Origin of the sequence: Bifidobacterium catenulatum PV20-2 (genome assembly GCF_000800455.1) — a bacterium.
In the GTDB taxonomy this organism is placed as follows: domain Bacteria; phylum Actinomycetota; class Actinomycetes; order Actinomycetales; family Bifidobacteriaceae; genus Bifidobacterium; species Bifidobacterium kashiwanohense_A.
The window spans coordinates 2,136,355-2,154,495 of sequence record NZ_CP007456.1 but is presented as its reverse complement, the minus strand read 5'-3'; the positions used below and the strand labels follow the sequence as shown (position 1 = coordinate 2,154,495).

Genomic DNA, 18,141 nt, shown 5'->3' with positions numbered 1-18,141 from the left:
GGGTGAGTGATATGGACGTGCGATTGGGCAAATCGGAAGTAATGTTGCGATCATTCGACGGAATTCACGAATGTGTATGTTCCGCTTACATGTCCGATACATTTTTCCCAGCGAATTGACAGGAACACGCATCATTCTTCCAAGACTTGGGCGGTTATATAGAACATGTCAGCGGTTACGGCAGCTGGCGAGGTTCCCGAAGAACCCCATAACTGAACCCTTCTTCTCTCTTCTCTCTCAGCCGGCGGCCTTTCTCTCCGCCGGCTTTCTTCTTTTCTGAACAGGATTCATGTGATTGCGATTGGTGTTTTCCGGTTGCGTAAAAGGCGCATGAAAAGAAACGGTCGGTCACGCGCCTGTTGGCGTATGGCCGACCGTTGGCGGTCTGTGATTATGCGTGGTCACTGGTTGGCGTTTGTGATTCAGCAGCGGTCATATGAAAAATCACGGATGCGTTCGAGGCAATCCACGCTGGCCGTCAGCCATGGCATGCCGATCACGAACACGTGCCCCAATGCTTCGTGACGGCCCGCTTTCGGGTCGAACAGTTCGAAATCGGCTCCCTTGCGCGATAGGGCCGTGGCAAGCGCCAGATTGTCTGCCTCCAGAAAATCGTCGCTGCAGGTGGTGATGAACAACGGCGGCAGATCAACGTTGTTGACGAGTCCTTCCGCGGTGAGGAATTGCGGATCGGCCGCTTCGAGGCCGGCGAAGAATTCCGTGCCAAGAGCTTCATCGAGCGCGATTCGCGTATCGGGTGTGAACGCGGTAGCGCCCAAGCCGGCTTCGTCGGCGGCCTGCTTGGAAGCCAAGCCGTACACGCCGCACACCGGAGCCGCGCCGGCGAAACCGATGCCCGAAGGCTCGTCAATACCAAACGCGGCCGCAGCTTCGGCGCTGTTCTCGATTGCCAGCGTCAGCATGGTCAATGCGCCGCCGGCTGAATCGCCGGTGAGGAACACGGCGTTCGGATTGACCGGATAATCGGCCAAATGCGCCTTGATCCAACGCAATGCCGCTTGCACATCCGCCAGCTGACCCTTCAGATCGGTCTGCGGAGCCGGGCGGTAATTCAGTGAGAACACGGCGAATCCCATATCGGCCAGATGCACGTTGAAATTGCGGTTCAGTTCCTTATATCCATAGGTGAAACCGCCGCCATGTATATCGATGTACACCGGTGTCGTATGCCCGGCGCGCAGTACAGCATCATGCGGCAGATACAGATCGAGCAAGTGTCCGCGGCACTGTCCGGCTTCCGTATCGTAACCGCCGTCAGGCAGGTATGGAAGGTCCTCGATCACATCGATCGTGTCCGGAGTATGCCACAGCTCGGAACGTGGGGTGTCAACCGCGATCGCGCTGAAACGCAGGTCAAGAATGCCGCGGACTCGCTTTTCGGAAAGTCCCGCAAGATCGCCGTCGGTTTCCGTCCAACGTTCCGCATGCTTGATCATCTCGTCGGTAAGACCATATTTTTCCGCATATTGCGCGATGATCGCCTGTTCATCCGCCATCATTGCCGTCCTTTCGTGATTTTTCATACGATTGCGGTCGTTGCCGTCGTCGGAATGCCGCACTTCGATATATCGTACCGGTTCGATACGGAAAGCGCTACCGCAATCATCCATATTTCATTGCGTTCACAGCGAATTTATGCAACGATGCATGTGTTGATTTTACTGCGATTGCGACACGCCGAAATCACCTACGTTGCATCGAAAAACGGTTCGCATAGAATGAGTCGCGTTTGCGAATCCGAACAGGGGTTTCGACCGAGAGAGACGGCAACGGGACGCTCGACGAACGACGGACGTGAATCGTAACGGCAACGAACAGCCGTAAGAGCAACGAATCAACGCAACAACAGCCCACGAAAACCTAAATACCCAAGCAAACAATCTGAAGGAACGCTACGTATGTACGTCGATCCGAATCGAAATACAGAAGCAGGCAACCTCAAATGGATCCTGCCATACTGCAAACCCGACCTGCCGCGAGTTGCCGGCGCGATAGTGCTATTCTGCGTCAACAACACCATGGCTCTCATCATTCCGCTATTGTCGGGCCTCATTGTGGATCGTGTGATCGTGCAAGGACACGTCGACGAACTGACACGACTGTGCATCATGATGATCGTGTTCACCATCGTGCGCGTCGCCTCACGCTACGGCTATCAAATGTGGATGGAACGTTTCGGACAGAACTCCGTATTTCGTCTCGTCAGCGACGAATACGAGAAACTGCACGAACTTGACTTCACATATTTCAACCACACACGCACCGGCGACATTATGAGCCGCATGACCTCCGACACCGACGCCATCCGTCACGCGTTGAGCTGGGTGAGCTACCAGGTGCTCGACTGCGTGGTCATGTTCGTCGGCGCGCTCGCCATGATGTTCACCATCGACTGGCGTCTCGCACTCGCGCTCGCATGCGTCACGCCGTTCATTTTCATTCTTACGCGCGGACTTTCCACGCACGCAAGACCGCTGTTCTTCGCCATCCGCAATTCGCTCGCCGAAATGAATTCGATGGTCGAAGAAAACATCGAAGGCAACCGCGTGGTCAAAGCGTTCGTACGCGAACCGTACGAAACCGAAAAATTCGACGAACGCAACGACGATTACATGCAACGCAACATGGCTCAGGCTTACAACAGCCGCAAATACATGCCGTGGCTTGATGCTCATGTACGGTAAGGAAGCAAGCAACCGAAAACAAGAGATAGACCGCCAGCACTACACTATTCCGAACCAAAGACCAAAAGATAAGCATTGTGGGAAAATCTAAACTTTTGGATTTTCCTACAATGCCAACTACGGCGGAATCCCTCCCACTCCTTATATCTTTCTGTATACATTGAATTTGTATTTAGTAAAATGCAGACAACACCACGGATCGGCTTTTGGTTGGACAATTCCAACCAAACACCACAGCAGACAGCAGAAAACATTCTGAACGCTAGGAAGCCGGTATGATTGTTACATATAAGGGGAAGAAAAATTTCTTTTAGGTACTTGCTTTCCTAAAACTGATGTGATACAATGATTTAATCCAGAAAAGGAGTAAAAAATATGCGGCAAGGTATTCTTAAATAAAACTATAATCAAATAGTGGGAACAAAGGATTATGATAGCTCCTTTTGTAGGGGCTTAGTTTTTTGTACCCAATTCAAGAATACTTTTGCCTTATCAATTTTGACATATCCCCAAAAACAGCAATCACAAACAGGTGTATGCTGTATATGTGTATGTCCGCAACTTATAATCCCCAGTGGTAAAAGTATTTTACTGCTGGGGATTTTTATGCCCTTTGGGGCTGTAAAGGGAGGGTTATTGGCCAAAATGTGTGTCTGGTGGTATGGGGTTAGTCGGTGGTGTTGGGGTATTTTACGCGGGTGTGGAATTCGTTCCAGTCGATGCCGGTGCCGTACCGGTTGGGGATGCCGTAGGTTTCGTATGCGCCTTGTGGGCTGTGTTCCCATGCTTTGCGGTAGAGTTCCTCGATCTGCTGGTCACTGATGGCGTTGGTTATGAGCCATGAGGCTGGTTTGGGCTGTCGGGTGTGTTGATAACACCACCAGCAGATCGCCTTGATTCGGCGCAACAGGCTTAATCCCCGGTGGTGGCGGAGCATGTCGCGGATCCGCCCGTTCCATGACTCGATGAGGTTGTTCGTCGCTGGGATCGGCGTGGTGCAACCCTTGGGTGGTTCCAGGAACGTGAACAGGTGGTTCTCGCGGATACGTCTGCGGATCATGCGTTTGGCTTTGACGAGGCGTTGGTGCTGGTCGGCTATGGTACCGTCCGCGTACGTGCTCTTCTCGTCAAGGAACGCGTCGTACGTTTGCTCCCACTGGTTGTAGGAGGCGAGCCATGCGGCCGCGGCATCCGTGTCCGTCACGCGGCTCAAGGCGACAGCAATCTTCCGCAGTTGTTTGCCTGCCTCGGACCTTGGCTTGATTCCGGTGAGCTGGGTGATGTTCATGCACACGTGAAACAAGCACCGCTGCACCTTGGTATCAGGCCAGTGCTCGCGCAATGCCTTCAGAATGCCACCGCCCCCGTCGACCACCACCGCCAGTGGCGGGGCGATCCTGGCCATGAGATGAGCCCACGCGGCAGCGGTCTCGCTTTTGGCGACGTACCAGCCGATCACATGCCCGCAGGCGATCGCTATCAACACGACCGCATCCCGATGCAAGTGAATACCGTCCAAATGCACCACGTCATACACCTCGTCGACCAGCGGAACCGGCGGCCACAGGCTCCATAACAACTCGTTCATCCGGCGCAGCGTGCGCGCCGGGATCGCATACTCGGCCTGGCTTTGCTTGGACAACAACCAGCGCAGCGACGTCTCCAGATCCGCCGCCCGCCGATCATAGCCGCGCGACAGCGAGCTACCGCAGCCGGGATCCTTGCACCGCCAGCGCGTCCTACCGGCCGAGGTCTTTCCGTTCTTCTTCATCGTGGTGTGACATCCGGGACACAGAGGAATTCTCATACCTTTCAGACAACCACATTCAAACGCTCCTCACGCCTACTGTTATAAGACGTCCCAACCGGTTTCAGACACACATTTTGGCCGACCTGGAAAGTCCCCTCCATCACATTCAAATACCTCCAGACCCTTGCAGCACAAGGCCTCAGAGACAATTCCAGACACACATTTTGGCCAATAACCCTAAAGGGAGGACAATCACATGAAAATAATCAATATTGGAATTCTTGCCCATGTAGACGCTGGAAAGACGACCTTGACGGAGAGCCTGCTATATGCCAGCGGAGCCATTTCAGAACCGGGGAGCGTCGAAAAAGGGACAACGAGGACGGACACCATGTTTTTGGAGCGGCAGCGTGGGATTACCATTCAAGCGGCAGTCACTTCCTTCCAGTGGCACAGATGTAAAGTTAACATTGTGGATACGCCCGGCCACATGGATTTTTTGGCGGAGGTGTACCGCTCTTTGGCTGTTTTAGATGGGGCCATCTTGGTGATCTCCGCTAAAGATGGCGTGCAGGCCCAGACCCGTATTCTGTTCCATGCCCTGCGGAAAATGAACATTCCCACCGTTATCTTTATCAACAAGATCGACCAGGCTGGCGTTGATTTGCAGAGCGTGGTTCAGTCTGTTCGGGATAAGCTCTCCGCCGATATTATCATCAAGCAGACGGTGTCGCTGTCCCCGGAAATAGTCCTGGAGGAAAATACCGACATAGAAGCATGGGATGCGGTCATCGAAAATAACGATGAATTATTGGAAAAGTATATCGCAGGAGAACCAATCAGCCGGGAAAAACTTGCGCGGGAGGAACAGCAGCGGGTTCAAGACGCCTCCCTGTTCCCGGTCTATTATGGCAGCGCCAAAAAGGGCCTTGGCATTCAACCGTTGATGGATGCGGTGACAGGGCTGTTCCAACCGATTGGGGAACAGGGGAGCGCCGCCCTATGCGGCAGCGTTTTCAAGGTGGAGTATACAGATTGCGGCCAGCGGCGTGTCTATCTACGGCTATACAGCGGAACGCTGCGCCTGCGGGATACGGTGGCCCTGGCCGGGAGAGAAAAGCTGAAAATCACAGAGATGCGTATTCCATCCAAAGGGGAAATTGTTCGGACAGACACCGCTTATCCGGGTGAAATTGTTATCCTTCCCAGCGACAGCGTGAGGTTAAACGATGTATTAGGGGACCCAACCCGGCTCCCTCGTAAAAGGTGGCGTGAGGACCCCCTCCCCATGCTGCGGACGTCGATTGCGCCGAAAACGGCAGCGCAAAGAGAACGGCTGCTGGACGCTCTTACGCAACTTGCGGATACTGACCCGCTTTTGCGCTGCGAGGTGGATTCCATCACCCATGAGATCATTCTTTCTTTTTTGGGCCGGGTGCAGTTGGAGGTTGTTTCCGCTTTGCTGTCGGAAAAATACAAGCTTGAAACAGTGGTAAAGGAACCCACCGTCATTTATATGGAGCGGCCGCTCAAAGCAGCCAGCCACACCATCCATATCGAGGTGCCGCCCAACCCGTTTTGGGCATCCATCGGACTGTCTGTTACACCACTCCCGCTTGGCTCCGGTGTACAATACGAGAGCCGGGTTTCGCTGGGATACTTGAACCAGAGTTTTCAAAACGCTGTCAGGGATGGTATCCGTTACGGGCTGGAGCAGGGCTTGTTCGGCTGGAACGTAACGGACTGTAAGATTTGCTTTGAATACGGGCTTTATTACAGTCCGGTCAGCACGCCGGCGGACTTCCGCTCATTGGCCCCGATTGTATTGGAACAGGCATTGAAGGAATCAGGGACGCAACTGCTGGAACCTTATCTCTCCTTCACCCTCTATGCGCCCCGGGAATATCTTTCCAGGGCTTATCATGATGCACCGAAATACTGTGCCACCATCGAAACGGTCCAGGTAAAAAAGGATGAAGTTGTCTTTACTGGCGAGATTCCCGCCCGCTGTATACAGGCATACCGTACTGATCTGGCCTTTTACACCAACGGGCAGAGCGTATGCCTTACAGAGCTGAAAGGATATCAGGCCGCTGTCGGTCAGCCGGTCATCCAGCCCCGCCGTCCAAACAGCCGCCTGGACAAGGTGCGCCATATGTTTCAGAAGGTAATGTAAAGATACATAATCGTCAAGACGGCAACAATCAGAAGTTATGGAGGGTAACAATGGAATATAGTAAGGAAGATTTATTACAGCTTTGTCGGCAAGATTGACTTGCCCGAATAACCGCCCGACCTATCCGACACAATGGCCAAGTGTCGGATAGGAACGGCAAAATTTTTTGCACTTCTATTGCTTCTTTATCACACATAAGCAGACGGATTGGGATTCTCGCTGCAGCTGATCACGCTCGGCCTCGGCGGATTCCTGGTGATCACCGGGCGCATGACGCTTGGCGATCTCGTGGCGTTCAATTCCTACCTGTGGATGATCGACGGGCCGGTGCGCCAATCCGGATGGCTGATCAACGACTGGCAGCGTTTCAACGCATCCTGCATCAAAATCCGCAAACTGCTCACCTCTCAGTCGCACATCACGGAAAAGCCGGGAGTCGGCGCAAAAGCGAATACCGCGACTACGAATGCGAACAACGCCAACAATGCCAACGGTGCAAACGATGCAACTGGCAACATCTCGCAATCGCAGGCGACGTTTACAACGTCGGCGACACAAGCGGCGCAGACAACACAGGTAACGACTAACACGACCCGCATCGCCGGAAGCATCGACTTCCAGCATGTCAGCTTCGCCTTCCCCGACGAACCGAACACCCCCGTGCTTGAAGACGTGGATTTCCATGTTCCGGCAGGTGCCAAACTTGGCATTCTCGGCGAAACCGGCGCGGGCAAATCCACCCTTGTCAACCTCATCTCCCGCTTCTACGACCCCACCGAAGGCCATGTGCTCATCGACGGCGTCGACGCGCGAGACTGGCCGCTTGCCGCACTGCGCTCGCAAGTCTGCGTCGTCGCGCAAGACACGTTCCTGTTCTCCGACACCATTGGCGGCAACATCAGCTTCGGTGTGGGCGAACAGCGCGAATACGACGAACAGTACATTCGCCGCATGGCCACCATCGCTGGCGCGGACGGCTTCATCCGTAGCATGCCGGAAGGTTACGATACCGTGGTTGGAGAGCGCGGCGTCGGCCTTTCCGGCGGGCAAAAACAGCGCCTGAGCCTCGCCCGTGCGCTTGCGGACAATCCGTCGATCCTCATCATGGACGATACGACCAGCGCCGTCGATATGGAAACGGAAGCGGAAATCCAACGTCACCTGCGCGAGCTGGACGAGCGGAAAACCATCGTCACCATCGCGCACCGTATTTCATCGGTGAAAGATTCCGATCTGATTCTTGTGCTCGAACACGGCCGCATTGTGGAGCGCGGCACGCATGACGAACTCGTGGCCGCGCATGGCCGATATTGGGAGATCTACTACAAGCAGCTTGGCTTGCAAGCGGGTCGTTCCCATGGTTTCGAAGCGTGACGCAGCTAAGGCAAGAAAGGAGGAAAACCCATGGCAAAACGTAATACATTCCGTGAAGACGAAGAGCTGGAAGAGCATATTAATCTGCACGATATTCTGCGTATCGGCGTCTATTTAAAACCATATATGTCGCGTATCGCACGCATTCTCGTCGTCGTCGTAATGATGAGCTGCATTGCGGTAGTTGTACCATATTTGACGAAAATCATGATCGATAGTGCGATTCCGTCGAAAAATCTCACCTTACTTGGTGAACTAACGGGATTGATGGCCGTGCTTATTGTGATTTATGAGTTTGGATTGCGCTATCGTACCGTTGAAATTACTCGAGTTGGTCAGCTCATGTTGAAAGATATGCGTCGCGATATTTTCACGCATATTCAAACGTTGCCGTTCAGCTATTTCGATTCGCGTCCGCACGGCAAAATCCTGATTCGCGTAGTCAATTATGTGAACACCCTTTCCGACACGTTGAGTTCCGGTCTGATCAACGTGATTTCCGACGTGTTCACGTTTCTGATCACCCTGGTGGTCATGTTTGTGGTCGATTGGAGGCTCGCGCTGTTCAGCTTGGTGCTCTTCCCGTTTCTGATCGCGTGGGTGATGATATTGCAACATTTCCAGCGTCGCGCGTACCAAGTGCTATCGAACAAGCAGAGCAATCTCAACGCGTTCATCCACGAGTCGATCGCCGGCGTGAAAACCACGCAGACCTTCGCTCAGGAGGCCGCACAGTTCAAAACCTTCCAGGAGCAGCAGAACGACGTGCGCGCCTCGTGGATGAAGGCCGTGCACATCCAGTTCCTCATGTGGCCGGGCATCCAGACCATTTCCGTCATGACGATCGCGTTCATCTACTATGTGGGCGTCACGGGCTTCGGCGCGGTGAACGTTTCCACCGGTGTGCTGATCGCGTTCGTCGGGTATGCGAATAATTTCTGGAATCCGGTGATCAGTATCGGCAATTTCTACAATCAGCTGATCACCTGTTCCGCATATCTTGAGCGTATTTTCGAAACGCTTGATGTGCAGCCGGAGATCCGCAATGCGCCTGACGCGACCGAACTGCCGCAAATCGAAGGCCGCGTCGATTTCAACGATGTTATCTTCCGTTACGAGCCTGACGGTCGCAATATTCTCAATCTGGTCGATCTGCATGTTGAGCCAGGCAGTACTGTTGCGTTGGTCGGCCCGACCGGTGCCGGCAAAACAACGATCATCAACCTGCTGTCGCGTTTTTACGACGTTGCAGAAGGGTCGGTGACGATTGACGGGCATGACGTGCGTTCGGTCACGTTGGAATCGTTACGTCGGCAGATGGGCGTCATGCTGCAAGATACGTTCATTTTCTCCGGCAATGTGCGTGAGAACATTCGTTACGGCAAGTTGGATGCGACCGATGCCGAGATCGAGGCGGCTGCGAGGGCGGTGCATGCGCACGAGTTCATCATGGATTTGCCGAACGGATACGACACGGTGGTGGAGGAGCGTGGTTCCACGCTTTCCGCGGGTCAGCGCCAGTTGATTGCGTTCGCGCGAGTGCTGTTAGCCGATCCTCGCATTCTGATTCTCGACGAAGCCACGTCGAATATCGATACCCGTACCGAAGAGGCGCTTCAGGCCGGATTGAACCACCTACTGAAGGGGCGTACGAGCTTCATCATCGCGCACCGGCTGTCCACCATCGAGAACGCGGATGTGATTTGCTACATCGACCATGGGCAGATCGTAGAGCAAGGCAACCACGCCGAGCTGCTCGCCAAGCGTGGCGCCTACTATCGCCTCTACGACTCCCAATACGCCATGATCAGGTCTGATCAGGGCTTAGGCTGATTAAAGTCGGCTGGTCTAATCCGTTCGGGCTGATTTGACTCGATTGGCTTGATTTCCCACGCGATGCTCGTGCGATTCGCGGAACACGCATGCGATTCGTGCGATGACTGCGTCTTTGCTTTGCCGAAAAATGCATTTGCCGAAATCCTGTTGCTGAACGTTTCCTGAATGCCTATAGACACGCATGCACGCCATGCCTCGTTTTCCGTCTAAGCTAGTGGAGGTACGTCAAACGATACACGTTAATAAACAGGCGGTATCCGAAGCGCGAAGGAGATGGCAATGGCAGCCAGCATGTTGAACCCCCTACTTCCTCGTCAGGATGGACGTCTCGAATGGGGTAACGGTGTGGTGTCCATGCTGTTCGACATTGCAGGGGATTCTCCCGTCCGCCTATGCAACGTTGTAGGACGAGGCATGATCCCCATTGACGGTCGCCTGTCCGACGATGGAAAGCCTGTAGTGGAAAAGGATCCCCGCCCGATCGTGGAGGTGCTCGCCGCGAACACCGGTTCGCAAGACAACCGTCTCGCATTGATTGCCACGGTCGCCGGCAGCAAGCTACGCTTCGTTTCCGCGCTCGCGTCCGAGCCTGGGCAGGGTTCCGACGATCCGTTCCGTTTGGAGATCACGCAGTTCGCGTCGTATGCCGATCTTGAGCCGAAAGGCCGCGAATTCGAGCCGACCGCCAGTGAGCGCGATGCGGCTGCCTCTGCTGTGAATCCCACACCCGTAACGGTTTGTGCCGACCCGCATGAGGGCCTGGTGGTCACCTCCGTGTTCGAAGCGTTTCCTAATCTTTCTGCGGTGCGCACGTACACGCGTCTGCAGTCCGCCAAACAACTGCCGATTGAAGCGGTGTCGTCGCTGAACCTGACCGTTCCCATGCGCGTCAACTGCGGCAAAATCCATCGTTCGAATATTTTCTGGGGTGACGCCGCCTGGGCCGTGGAAAACGATTGGCGCGTCCGCCCGCTGCGAGACACCCAGGTGCGTAACCGCAACCAGAAAATCAATCCAGGCCAGTCCAGCTCGAGATTCGCCATGAGCTCCACTTCCACATGGAGTACGGGCGTGCATGAACCGGCCGGTATCGTACAGGTCGAGGGTTCCATGCGCCGTGCCCGCGACTTCTCCGTAATGTGGCAGATCGAGTACAATGGTCCGTGGGAGTGGGAGGTCGGTGAGGATGATCCCGGTCTGCACATCAGTGCATTCGGCCCGGAATATCAGGATCACGGCTGGTTCACCAATCTCGGTGAAGGCAACGATTTCGAGTCGGTTCCCGTGTCGTTTGCCATTGCCGCAGGCGATTGGCAGCAGGCCGTCGCCGAAATGACGTTGCAGCGTCGCGCATTACGCATTGCCAAAGCCCGCGAACTGGGCCGCATCAAGCAGTTCGAACGTACGCAGGGTCTTGTGATCTACAACGATTACATGAATACGCTGTTTGGCGATCCTCGTATTGAGAAGGAGCTGCCGCTGATCGAAGGCGCGGCAAGCGTTGGCGCGGATATTTTCTGCATCGACGCCGGCTGGTACGACAGCACCGACGGCGGCTGGTGGGACATGGTCGGCGAATGGCAGGCCTCCACCAACCGTTTCGGCGACACTGGTTTGCGTGGTCTTGCCGAAAACATCCGTGCGCACGGCATGGGCTTGGGCCTGTGGCTCGAACCTGAAGTGATCGGCGTGAAATCGCCGCTGGCAAGCACGCTGCCGGATTCCGCGTTCTTTCAACGCCATGGCGTGCGTGTGTGTGATTCGGGTCGTTATTTGCTTGATTTCCGTTCCCCCGAAGCACGCAAGCATGTTACACGTACCGTTGACCGTCTAATCGACGATTTCGGCGCGGTGTTCTTCAAGTTCGACTACAACACCACTCCCGGCGTCGGCACTGATTTGAATGCCGAATCCGTTGGCGACGGCTTGTTTGAACATTGCCGCGCATATTTGGATTGGCTAGACGATTTGCGTCGCCGTCACCCGGACGTGATGATCGAAAATTGCGGTTCCGGCGCCATGCGTGCCGATTATGCGCAGTTGTCCCGCTTGGATCTGCAATCCACTTCCGACCAGTGCGATCCGCTGATTTACGCGGCCATCGCGGCCGGCGCAGGTATGACGATTCTGCCGGAACAGCAGGGGAATTGGAGCTACGCCCAGCAGGAGATGGACGATGAGACGGCCGTCTTCACGCTTGCCACGGGCGTGCTCGGCAGATTGTATCTGTCTGGTTTCATCGATCACATGACCGAGCCGCGTCTTTCGCTCGTTCGTGACGCCATCGCCTTACATCGTTGTGTACTTGCCGATCAGCAGCATATGGTGCCGTTCTGGCCGTCCGGACTTCCCGATTTCGACGGCGATTGGCTTACCGTCGGTTTGCGCCATGTCGAAACGGATATGCGCGACGCGTATGTGCGTGGCGAAAACGCATGGAACGAGCAGACTGCCGAACAGAACAGCCAGCAGCCTCAGCAGGAAGACAAACCCGATTACATCATCGTATGGCGTCGCGGAGGCACCCCCTCGGTGAACATACCGCTGGAAGCCGGCAAGACCATCGAGCAGGTCTTCCCGAATCCGGACGAACCCGATTATGCGCCGGACGCCGAACCATGGACTATCGAACGCATGGATCCGGAAACGGTTCGTCTGAACGCAACCACCTCCAAGCGTCCCTCCGCCCGAATCTTCGCGATTCGCCGTCGCGGCTGACCGGTTGATTGACTGTCCGTGAACCCGATCACCTTCACATCCGCGGCACCATACCGGCGCACGACGTGCTCTGTTTCGCACTTGAACTGCGCTGAGACAAGAGCCTACGCCTAGTCGCACGCCAAAGCCTGCGATCAAGCAAGACTGCCATCGAGCGTAGGCTGGAGGCATGAGCAAACACCATCGTGACCGCAGCTGGGCGCCAGCACCGCAACCACTTCCCGAGAACGCGCACGTTATCGACAACCACACGCATGTGGCGTCCGTCGTGCCGTTCTCGCGGGCCATGAGCCATGAAGCCCAAGAAAAAGGCCAACCGGAAGTCCCCGTATACAGCGTCGACGAACTGCTGAACCAAGCACAACAAGTCGGCGTCGAAGGCGTCATCGACTGCGGATGCGAACTACCGAACCTCATGACCGCCATCGACATGGCACGTGAACACCCCCAAACCGTGCACGCGGCCATCGCCATACATCCCAACGAATCCGTGCTCCACGGTCATCGCGGAGTGCCCGGACCAGACGGCCTTCCGCTCAAATACAAACCCTGGCACGACACCAACTTCGAAGACGCCATGGCCGAAGTACACCGTCTTGCCATCACTTACCCCAATCAGGTTGTGGCCATAGGCGAAACCGGCATGGATCTCTTCCGCACCGGCGAAGCCGCCAAAGAACTCCAGCGGGAAGCTTTCCGCGCGCACATCGCGCTCGCCAAGGAACTCAATCTGCCTATGCAGATCCATGACCGTGACTCGCATAAGGAAGTTATCGAAACGTTGCTGGCGGACGGCGCTCCCGAACGGACCGTGTTCCACAGCTATTCCGGTGATGCCGAAATGGGTGAGATAGCGCGCGAAAACGGTTGGTATCTCAGTCTTTCGGGCACATCCAGCTATAAGGGCAACGATGGTATCCGCGAGTCGGCACGCATTGTCGGGCTCAGTCATGTCATGGTCGAAACCGATGCCCCCTACCTAAGTCCGATGCCGTATCGTGGCCGCACCAACGCGCCGTACATGATCCCCTACACCCTGCAGTCGTTGGCGAATTATCTCGATAAACCGCTGACGGAAGTCGCGCAGGCAACACGAAAGACTACGCGCGAAGTGTACGGAATCTGAACAAATTCCGAAAATCGGCAAAGCGGAAACGATTTGTCCGAAAATGAGAGAGAATAAGAGAAAAACAAAAGGGAAAAAACCCACAGGAAGTCTACTTCTTTCGAGATCAAGAATCGCAAGAAACAATGTGAAGATTTGACAAGACTTCGTACGGCTCCTAACGTGCCTTTTTGCGTTTATTTTGGGGAGTGGGTTGGAAGGCCCGCCACTTGGAGGTAGCGTTATGGCTAACGAGCCTAACGAGGATGAGCCGCTGTTTCACGCAGCCACATACACGCAGGCGCCGAAGGTTTCGCACAAGGTGCTGACCAAGGAAGAGCGACAGGAGCTGATCAAGCAGCACGAGGAGAAGCAGCAGGAGGCCGCCAAACTTGACCAGGTGGCCAGCAAAGGTCCCATCGGCCGCTGGTGGAGCCGTCTGCAATCCGGGCCAAACAAAATCACGCCTGCCATGGCGATCGTGGCGTTGGGCGTGGTATATGGCGATATCGGCACCTCGCCGCTGTACACCATGCAGACGTTCCTCAACGGGCAGGGCGGACTCGCACACGCTGACCACGAGGCCGTGCTCGGCGTGCTTTCGTTGGTGTTCTGGTCAATCACACTCATCACCACTGTCAAATACGTGTTGATTGCCATGCGCATCGATAACAAGGGCGAAGGCGGCATTTTCGCGCTGTACTCGTTGATTCGAAAGTACGGTGCATGGCTTGCGATTCCCGCCATGCTCGGCGGTGCCGCGTTCCTCGCCGATTCCGTGCTTACCCCAGCCGTGTCCATCAGCTCGGCAGTGGAAGGCTTGGAAACACTACCGGCTTTTGAAAAACTTTTTACCGAAAACAAGCAGCTGACCCTGATGATCACCGCGGCCATCATTCTGATACTGTTCTCTGCGCAGTCGCGTGGCACCGAGCGTATCGGCAAGGTGTTCGGTTCGGTCGTGCTTGTATGGTTCTCGTTCCTAGCGGTTGTCGGCTTGGCGAACCTCAGTCAGTATTGGGGCGTGTTCGCGGCGCTCAACCCCTTGTACGGTGTCAGATTCCTGTTCAGCAGCCATAATGCCGCTGGTCTTGCCATCATGGGTACGGTGTTCCTGTCAACCACCGGTGCCGAAGCGCTTTATTCCGACATGGGTCACGTTGGACGTGGCAACATCTATTTCACGTGGCCGTTCATCAAAATCGCGCTTGTGCTCTGTTATTTCGGCCAAGGCGCATGGATGCTCAATCATTGGGATGATTCGGCTTATGCCCGCACGCACGGTTTGAACCCGTTCTTCGAAATGATGACGCCCAGCGTGCGTTACGTGGCCGTCGTGCTTTCCGTGGTCGCGGGCGTTATCGCCTCGCAGGCATTGATCACCGGCGCGTTCACGATGGTGTCTGAAGCCACCCATCTGAACTGGATGCCGCATCTTCAGGTCCGTTACCCGGCCCGTACCCGCGGCCAGCTGTACATTCCTGTGGTCAATGTGGTGCTTTGCGTTTCCACGCTGTTGGTTTTGGCGCTATTCCGCGATTCCGAGCATATTTCCGCGGCGTATGGCCTGGCGTTGACCATCACAATGATCACCACCACCATTCTGCTTGCCGTCTACATCTGGCATTCAGGGCGTCGTATCGGAGCGGTCGTATTCACCGTGCTGTTCCTTGCGATTCAGTTCATGTTTTTCTTCGCTTCCATGGCGAAGTTCCTGCATGGTGGCTGGTTCACAATGCTGCTTACCTTCGCGATTCTGCTGGTCATGTATACGTGGAACGAAGGCACGAAGCTGGAACGTGCACAGCGTCGTCATATGCAGCCCGCCGAGTGCCTGCCGGTGCTGGAGCGGCTGCATGATGACGATACGATTCCGTATTTTGCCGACAATATCGTTTACCTCACGTCGGATCCGGAGATGAAGCGTATCGATACCGATATCTTCTTCTCGATTTTCGCCGACCATCCAAAACGTGCCCGCGCTTGGTGGGCGGTTTCTGTCGAGACCGCTGATGAGCCGTTCACTCGCGAGTATTCGGTTGAGAATTTCGGCACGGATTACATGTTCCGTGTTCGCATTCGGCTTGGTTTCAAGGTTTCTCAGTCGATTCCGGCTTACATTCATCAGATCATGAACGATTTGTCGAAGTCGGGAGATCTGCCGAAGCAGGAAAGCCGTTATCCGAAGCTTGATGCTGATCCGAATATCGGTCCGATTCGATATGTGCTGATTCACAAGGCGCTTATGCCTGAGTCGAAGGTATCGCAGCGTGGCGCGATTTCTTTGGAAATCAAGTATGCGATCCGTCGTCTTGCGGGATCTCCGGTCAAATGGTTCGGCCTTGCGCCTTACAATCCACTGATTGAGATACAGCCGCTGTTCCTCGCGACTCAGCGTCCTCCGCGGCTAAAGCGTGTGTGAAACAAGCCGTGAAACGGGCTGCACGATGATGGTGATCGCTTCTGCCATCGTCGCGCAGCCCGTTTTCGTAGGGACATTTTGTAGGTTTTGCACGGTCTTATCGCGAAGAATCGTTGGAATCACGCGGTTTTTTGCACGCTATAAGCAATGTCGATAGCCATATGCGCGCGTTGCAGCACAAGCCCTGTAGAGTAATCAACCATGTGCAGATTACTTGGATTCGCGGCAGCCGGAAGCAACACCAGTCTCAATGGTGTGCTCGGCATGCAGACCGTACGCGATTTCCGTGATCTGAGTGAAATCCACAACGATGGCTGGGGCTCCGCGCTGGTCACCGTGCCGAGCGAGTCGCCGTACCTACGTGACGGTGGCGCTCCCACTCCGGAAACCGGCACCGCCATCTACAAGAACACGATCGCGGCCCGCCATGATCCGATTTTCGACGAGCTCGCCAACGCTCCGGCCCGTGGAGGCCTGTGGCACCTACGTTTGGCCAGCTCGAACCTGCCGCTGATTCTCGAAAACCAGCAGCCGTTCTACGCCAACGGATTGAGCTTCATCCACAATGGCGATATTTCCGACGATCAGGGTCGCAATATCATCACCAACCGTGCGTTCCCAGTCGATCCGAATATCGTGCAGTCCACCGGCGGCCGTTCCGATTCCGCCATTTTCTTCGCAGTGATTCTGCAGTACATCGGTTTTGGTTTCGCGCTCGACGAGGCGGTCGCGCAGGCTGTGCGCGAACTGCGCAAAAGCTATCCGAAATCCAGCTACAACTGCATGATTCAGAGCCAAGACCAGTTCATCGCTCTGTGCGCGGCCGGTCGTGAGGTCACGTCCAAGCGCATTGTGGAAATCTACGACCAGTACGGACGTGGCGACCAGGCGCATGACTATCGTGTGATGCGCTATCGTGCGCTCGGCGAATCCGAAGCGGATCAGGCTGCAGGCCAGCTGAAGGGCGTGGTTGTGGCCAGCTCCGGTTTCGATCAGCGTGCCGAAGATGGCTGGACTCGTTTGGAAAACGATCGGATGATCGTCGCTTCTAACCGTACCGGCGCATTTCGCGTGCGTTCTATCTGAAATTCGTAAGCTGAAATCCGTACTTGGGAATTTTCGACCGTAATTTTCGACTGTAATTTTCATCTGGGATTTTCATCTGGGATTTCTGGACATTTTTTCGACCGGATTCAGCATGCGGCAATCGTCATACAGCGCCTAAGATAGGCGGTATGACAACCGGATATATTCCTACACTCGCCCAAGTTGACGAACTGCATCGAAAAATCGCGCAATCGCAAGCCGCATACGATTTGATTCACGGACATTGCGTAGTCGTTGCCGACATCGCACGTCGCATGGCATGCAGGCAGAACGCACTTTTCACCCGTCGATGCACGCTACCGGACGACGCCCCCGAAAAAGTGGGCGATTTCGGCCTTAGGCTTACGCAAGATGGCAATGGAGACGAATCGTTCGGCATGCTTCGCATTCCTTCCATTCCATCATCGGACGGGCTTACGGGCGGAACCGTTCCGCCAAGGCTGATCGATGAGCATCTGGTGGTGATCGGTGGTCTGCTGCATGATATCGGCACGTATTTTCTGCTCAAACAAGATGGTTCCGACGGTGGGCCGCTGAAATTCGACGGTCCGAATTACGTGCGGCATGGGCTTAAAGGCTACGAATATTTGTTGAATGAGGGTGTTGACGAGTCCATCGCGCAGTTCGCGCGCAACCACACCGGTGTGGGACTCACCAAAGAAGCGGTGGAATCGCAAGGATTGCCGCTGCCTCCGGCCGACTATGTGCCCATGAATCTTGAGCAGGAAGTGGTGATGGTGGCCGACAAGTACAACAGCAAGTCGATTCCGCCGAAGTTCCTGACTGCCGAAGCCTATGCGCGCAAAGCGGCCCGTTTCGGCGAAAGCAACAGGCGCGAATGGCTGCGGCTGCTCGAACGATACGGCGTGCTTGACGTCACGCCACTTGCCGAGCAGTACCACATGCGTATCGCGGAGTAGGGCAGACCGCTTTCAGAACACGTAAGCC

At 55.2% G+C, this 18,141-nt stretch carries 9 protein-coding genes and 3 pseudogenes; 10 read left to right on the top strand and 2 right to left on the bottom strand.

Going from position 1 to position 18,141, the window contains the following annotated elements:
- Positions 1 to 422: 422 nt before the first annotated feature.
- Positions 423 to 1,520, bottom strand: coding sequence for an alpha/beta hydrolase (locus AH68_RS09235; protein ID WP_081995952.1), 1,098 nt, complete (start codon positions 1,518 to 1,520; stop codon positions 423 to 425).
- Positions 1,521 to 1,919: 399 nt separating this feature from the next.
- Between AH68_RS09235 and AH68_RS09230 the strand changes: the two are divergent.
- Positions 1,920 to 2,690: pseudogene (locus tag AH68_RS09230) on the top strand (ABC transporter transmembrane domain-containing protein); the annotation flags it as partial.
- 682 nt (positions 2,691 to 3,372) lie between these two features.
- Here AH68_RS09230 and AH68_RS09225 read toward each other — a convergent pair.
- Positions 3,373 to 4,512 (bottom strand): IS1249 family transposase, encoded by a 1,140-nt coding sequence (locus tag AH68_RS09225; RefSeq protein ID WP_039197933.1) that lies wholly within the window; start codon positions 4,510 to 4,512, stop codon positions 3,373 to 3,375.
- Between the two features lie 199 nt (positions 4,513 to 4,711).
- Here AH68_RS09225 and tet(W) point away from each other — a divergent pair, with 199 nt between their 5' ends.
- The 9 genes and pseudogenes from tet(W) (at position 4,712) to AH68_RS09185 (ending at position 18,113) form a co-directional block, all read left to right on the top strand.
- Positions 4,712 to 6,631, top strand: coding sequence for a tetracycline resistance ribosomal protection protein Tet(W) (tet(W), locus tag AH68_RS09220; RefSeq protein ID WP_039199418.1), 1,920 nt, complete (start codon positions 4,712 to 4,714; stop codon positions 6,629 to 6,631).
- A 201-nt stretch (positions 6,632 to 6,832) separates the two neighbouring features.
- A pseudogene (locus AH68_RS11325) lies at positions 6,833 to 7,067 on the top strand (ABC transporter ATP-binding protein); the annotation flags it as partial.
- A gap of 158 nt (positions 7,068 to 7,225) precedes the next feature.
- Positions 7,226 to 8,005, top strand: a pseudogene (locus AH68_RS09215) (ABC transporter ATP-binding protein); the annotation flags it as partial.
- Positions 8,006 to 8,035: 30 nt separating this feature from the next.
- A complete protein-coding gene (locus AH68_RS09210) occupies positions 8,036 to 9,838 on the top strand; it encodes an ABC transporter ATP-binding protein (RefSeq protein WP_039199415.1) in 1,803 nt (600 codons plus the stop codon).
- A gap of 276 nt (positions 9,839 to 10,114) precedes the next feature.
- Positions 10,115 to 12,559 carry a beta-L-arabinopyranosidase gene (locus tag AH68_RS09205; protein WP_395947802.1) on the top strand — a complete coding sequence of 815 codons (2,445 nt, stop codon included), beginning with the start codon at positions 10,115 to 10,117 and terminating at the stop codon, positions 12,557 to 12,559.
- A 169-nt stretch (positions 12,560 to 12,728) separates the two neighbouring features.
- Positions 12,729 to 13,685, top strand: coding sequence for a TatD family hydrolase (locus AH68_RS09200; protein ID WP_039199411.1), 957 nt, complete (start codon positions 12,729 to 12,731; stop codon positions 13,683 to 13,685).
- Positions 13,686 to 13,908: 223 nt separating this feature from the next.
- Positions 13,909 to 16,086, top strand: coding sequence for a KUP/HAK/KT family potassium transporter (locus tag AH68_RS09195; protein WP_039199410.1), 2,178 nt, complete (start codon positions 13,909 to 13,911; stop codon positions 16,084 to 16,086).
- A gap of 201 nt (positions 16,087 to 16,287) precedes the next feature.
- Positions 16,288 to 17,172: a class II glutamine amidotransferase gene (locus tag AH68_RS09190; protein WP_039199409.1), complete on the top strand. Its 885-nt coding sequence runs from the start codon at positions 16,288 to 16,290 to the stop codon at positions 17,170 to 17,172.
- A gap of 149 nt (positions 17,173 to 17,321) precedes the next feature.
- On the top strand, positions 17,322 to 18,113 hold the full coding sequence (locus tag AH68_RS09185; protein WP_039199407.1) for an HD domain-containing protein: 792 nt from the start codon (positions 17,322 to 17,324) through the stop codon (positions 18,111 to 18,113).
- Positions 18,114 to 18,141: the final 28 nt, after the last annotated feature.

Excerpts from the sequence above, each read along its gene's own strand:
- AH68_RS09235 (WP_081995952.1), bottom strand. The coding sequence starts at position 1,520 with ATGATGGCGGATGAACAGGCGATCATCGCGCAATATGCGGAAAAATAT.
- AH68_RS09210 (WP_039199415.1), top strand. The coding sequence starts at position 8,036 with ATGGCAAAACGTAATACATTCCGTGAAGACGAAGAGCTGGAAGAGCAT.
- AH68_RS09205 (WP_395947802.1), top strand. The coding sequence starts at position 10,115 with ATGGCAATGGCAGCCAGCATGTTGAACCCCCTACTTCCTCGTCAGGAT.
- AH68_RS09185 (WP_039199407.1), top strand. The coding sequence starts at position 17,322 with ATGACAACCGGATATATTCCTACACTCGCCCAAGTTGACGAACTGCAT.
- AH68_RS09225 (WP_039197933.1), bottom strand. The coding sequence starts at position 4,512 with ATGAGAATTCCTCTGTGTCCCGGATGTCACACCACGATGAAGAAGAAC.
- AH68_RS09195 (WP_039199410.1), top strand. The coding sequence starts at position 13,909 with ATGGCTAACGAGCCTAACGAGGATGAGCCGCTGTTTCACGCAGCCACA.
- AH68_RS09190 (WP_039199409.1), top strand. The coding sequence starts at position 16,288 with ATGTGCAGATTACTTGGATTCGCGGCAGCCGGAAGCAACACCAGTCTC.
- AH68_RS09200 (WP_039199411.1), top strand. The coding sequence starts at position 12,729 with ATGAGCAAACACCATCGTGACCGCAGCTGGGCGCCAGCACCGCAACCA.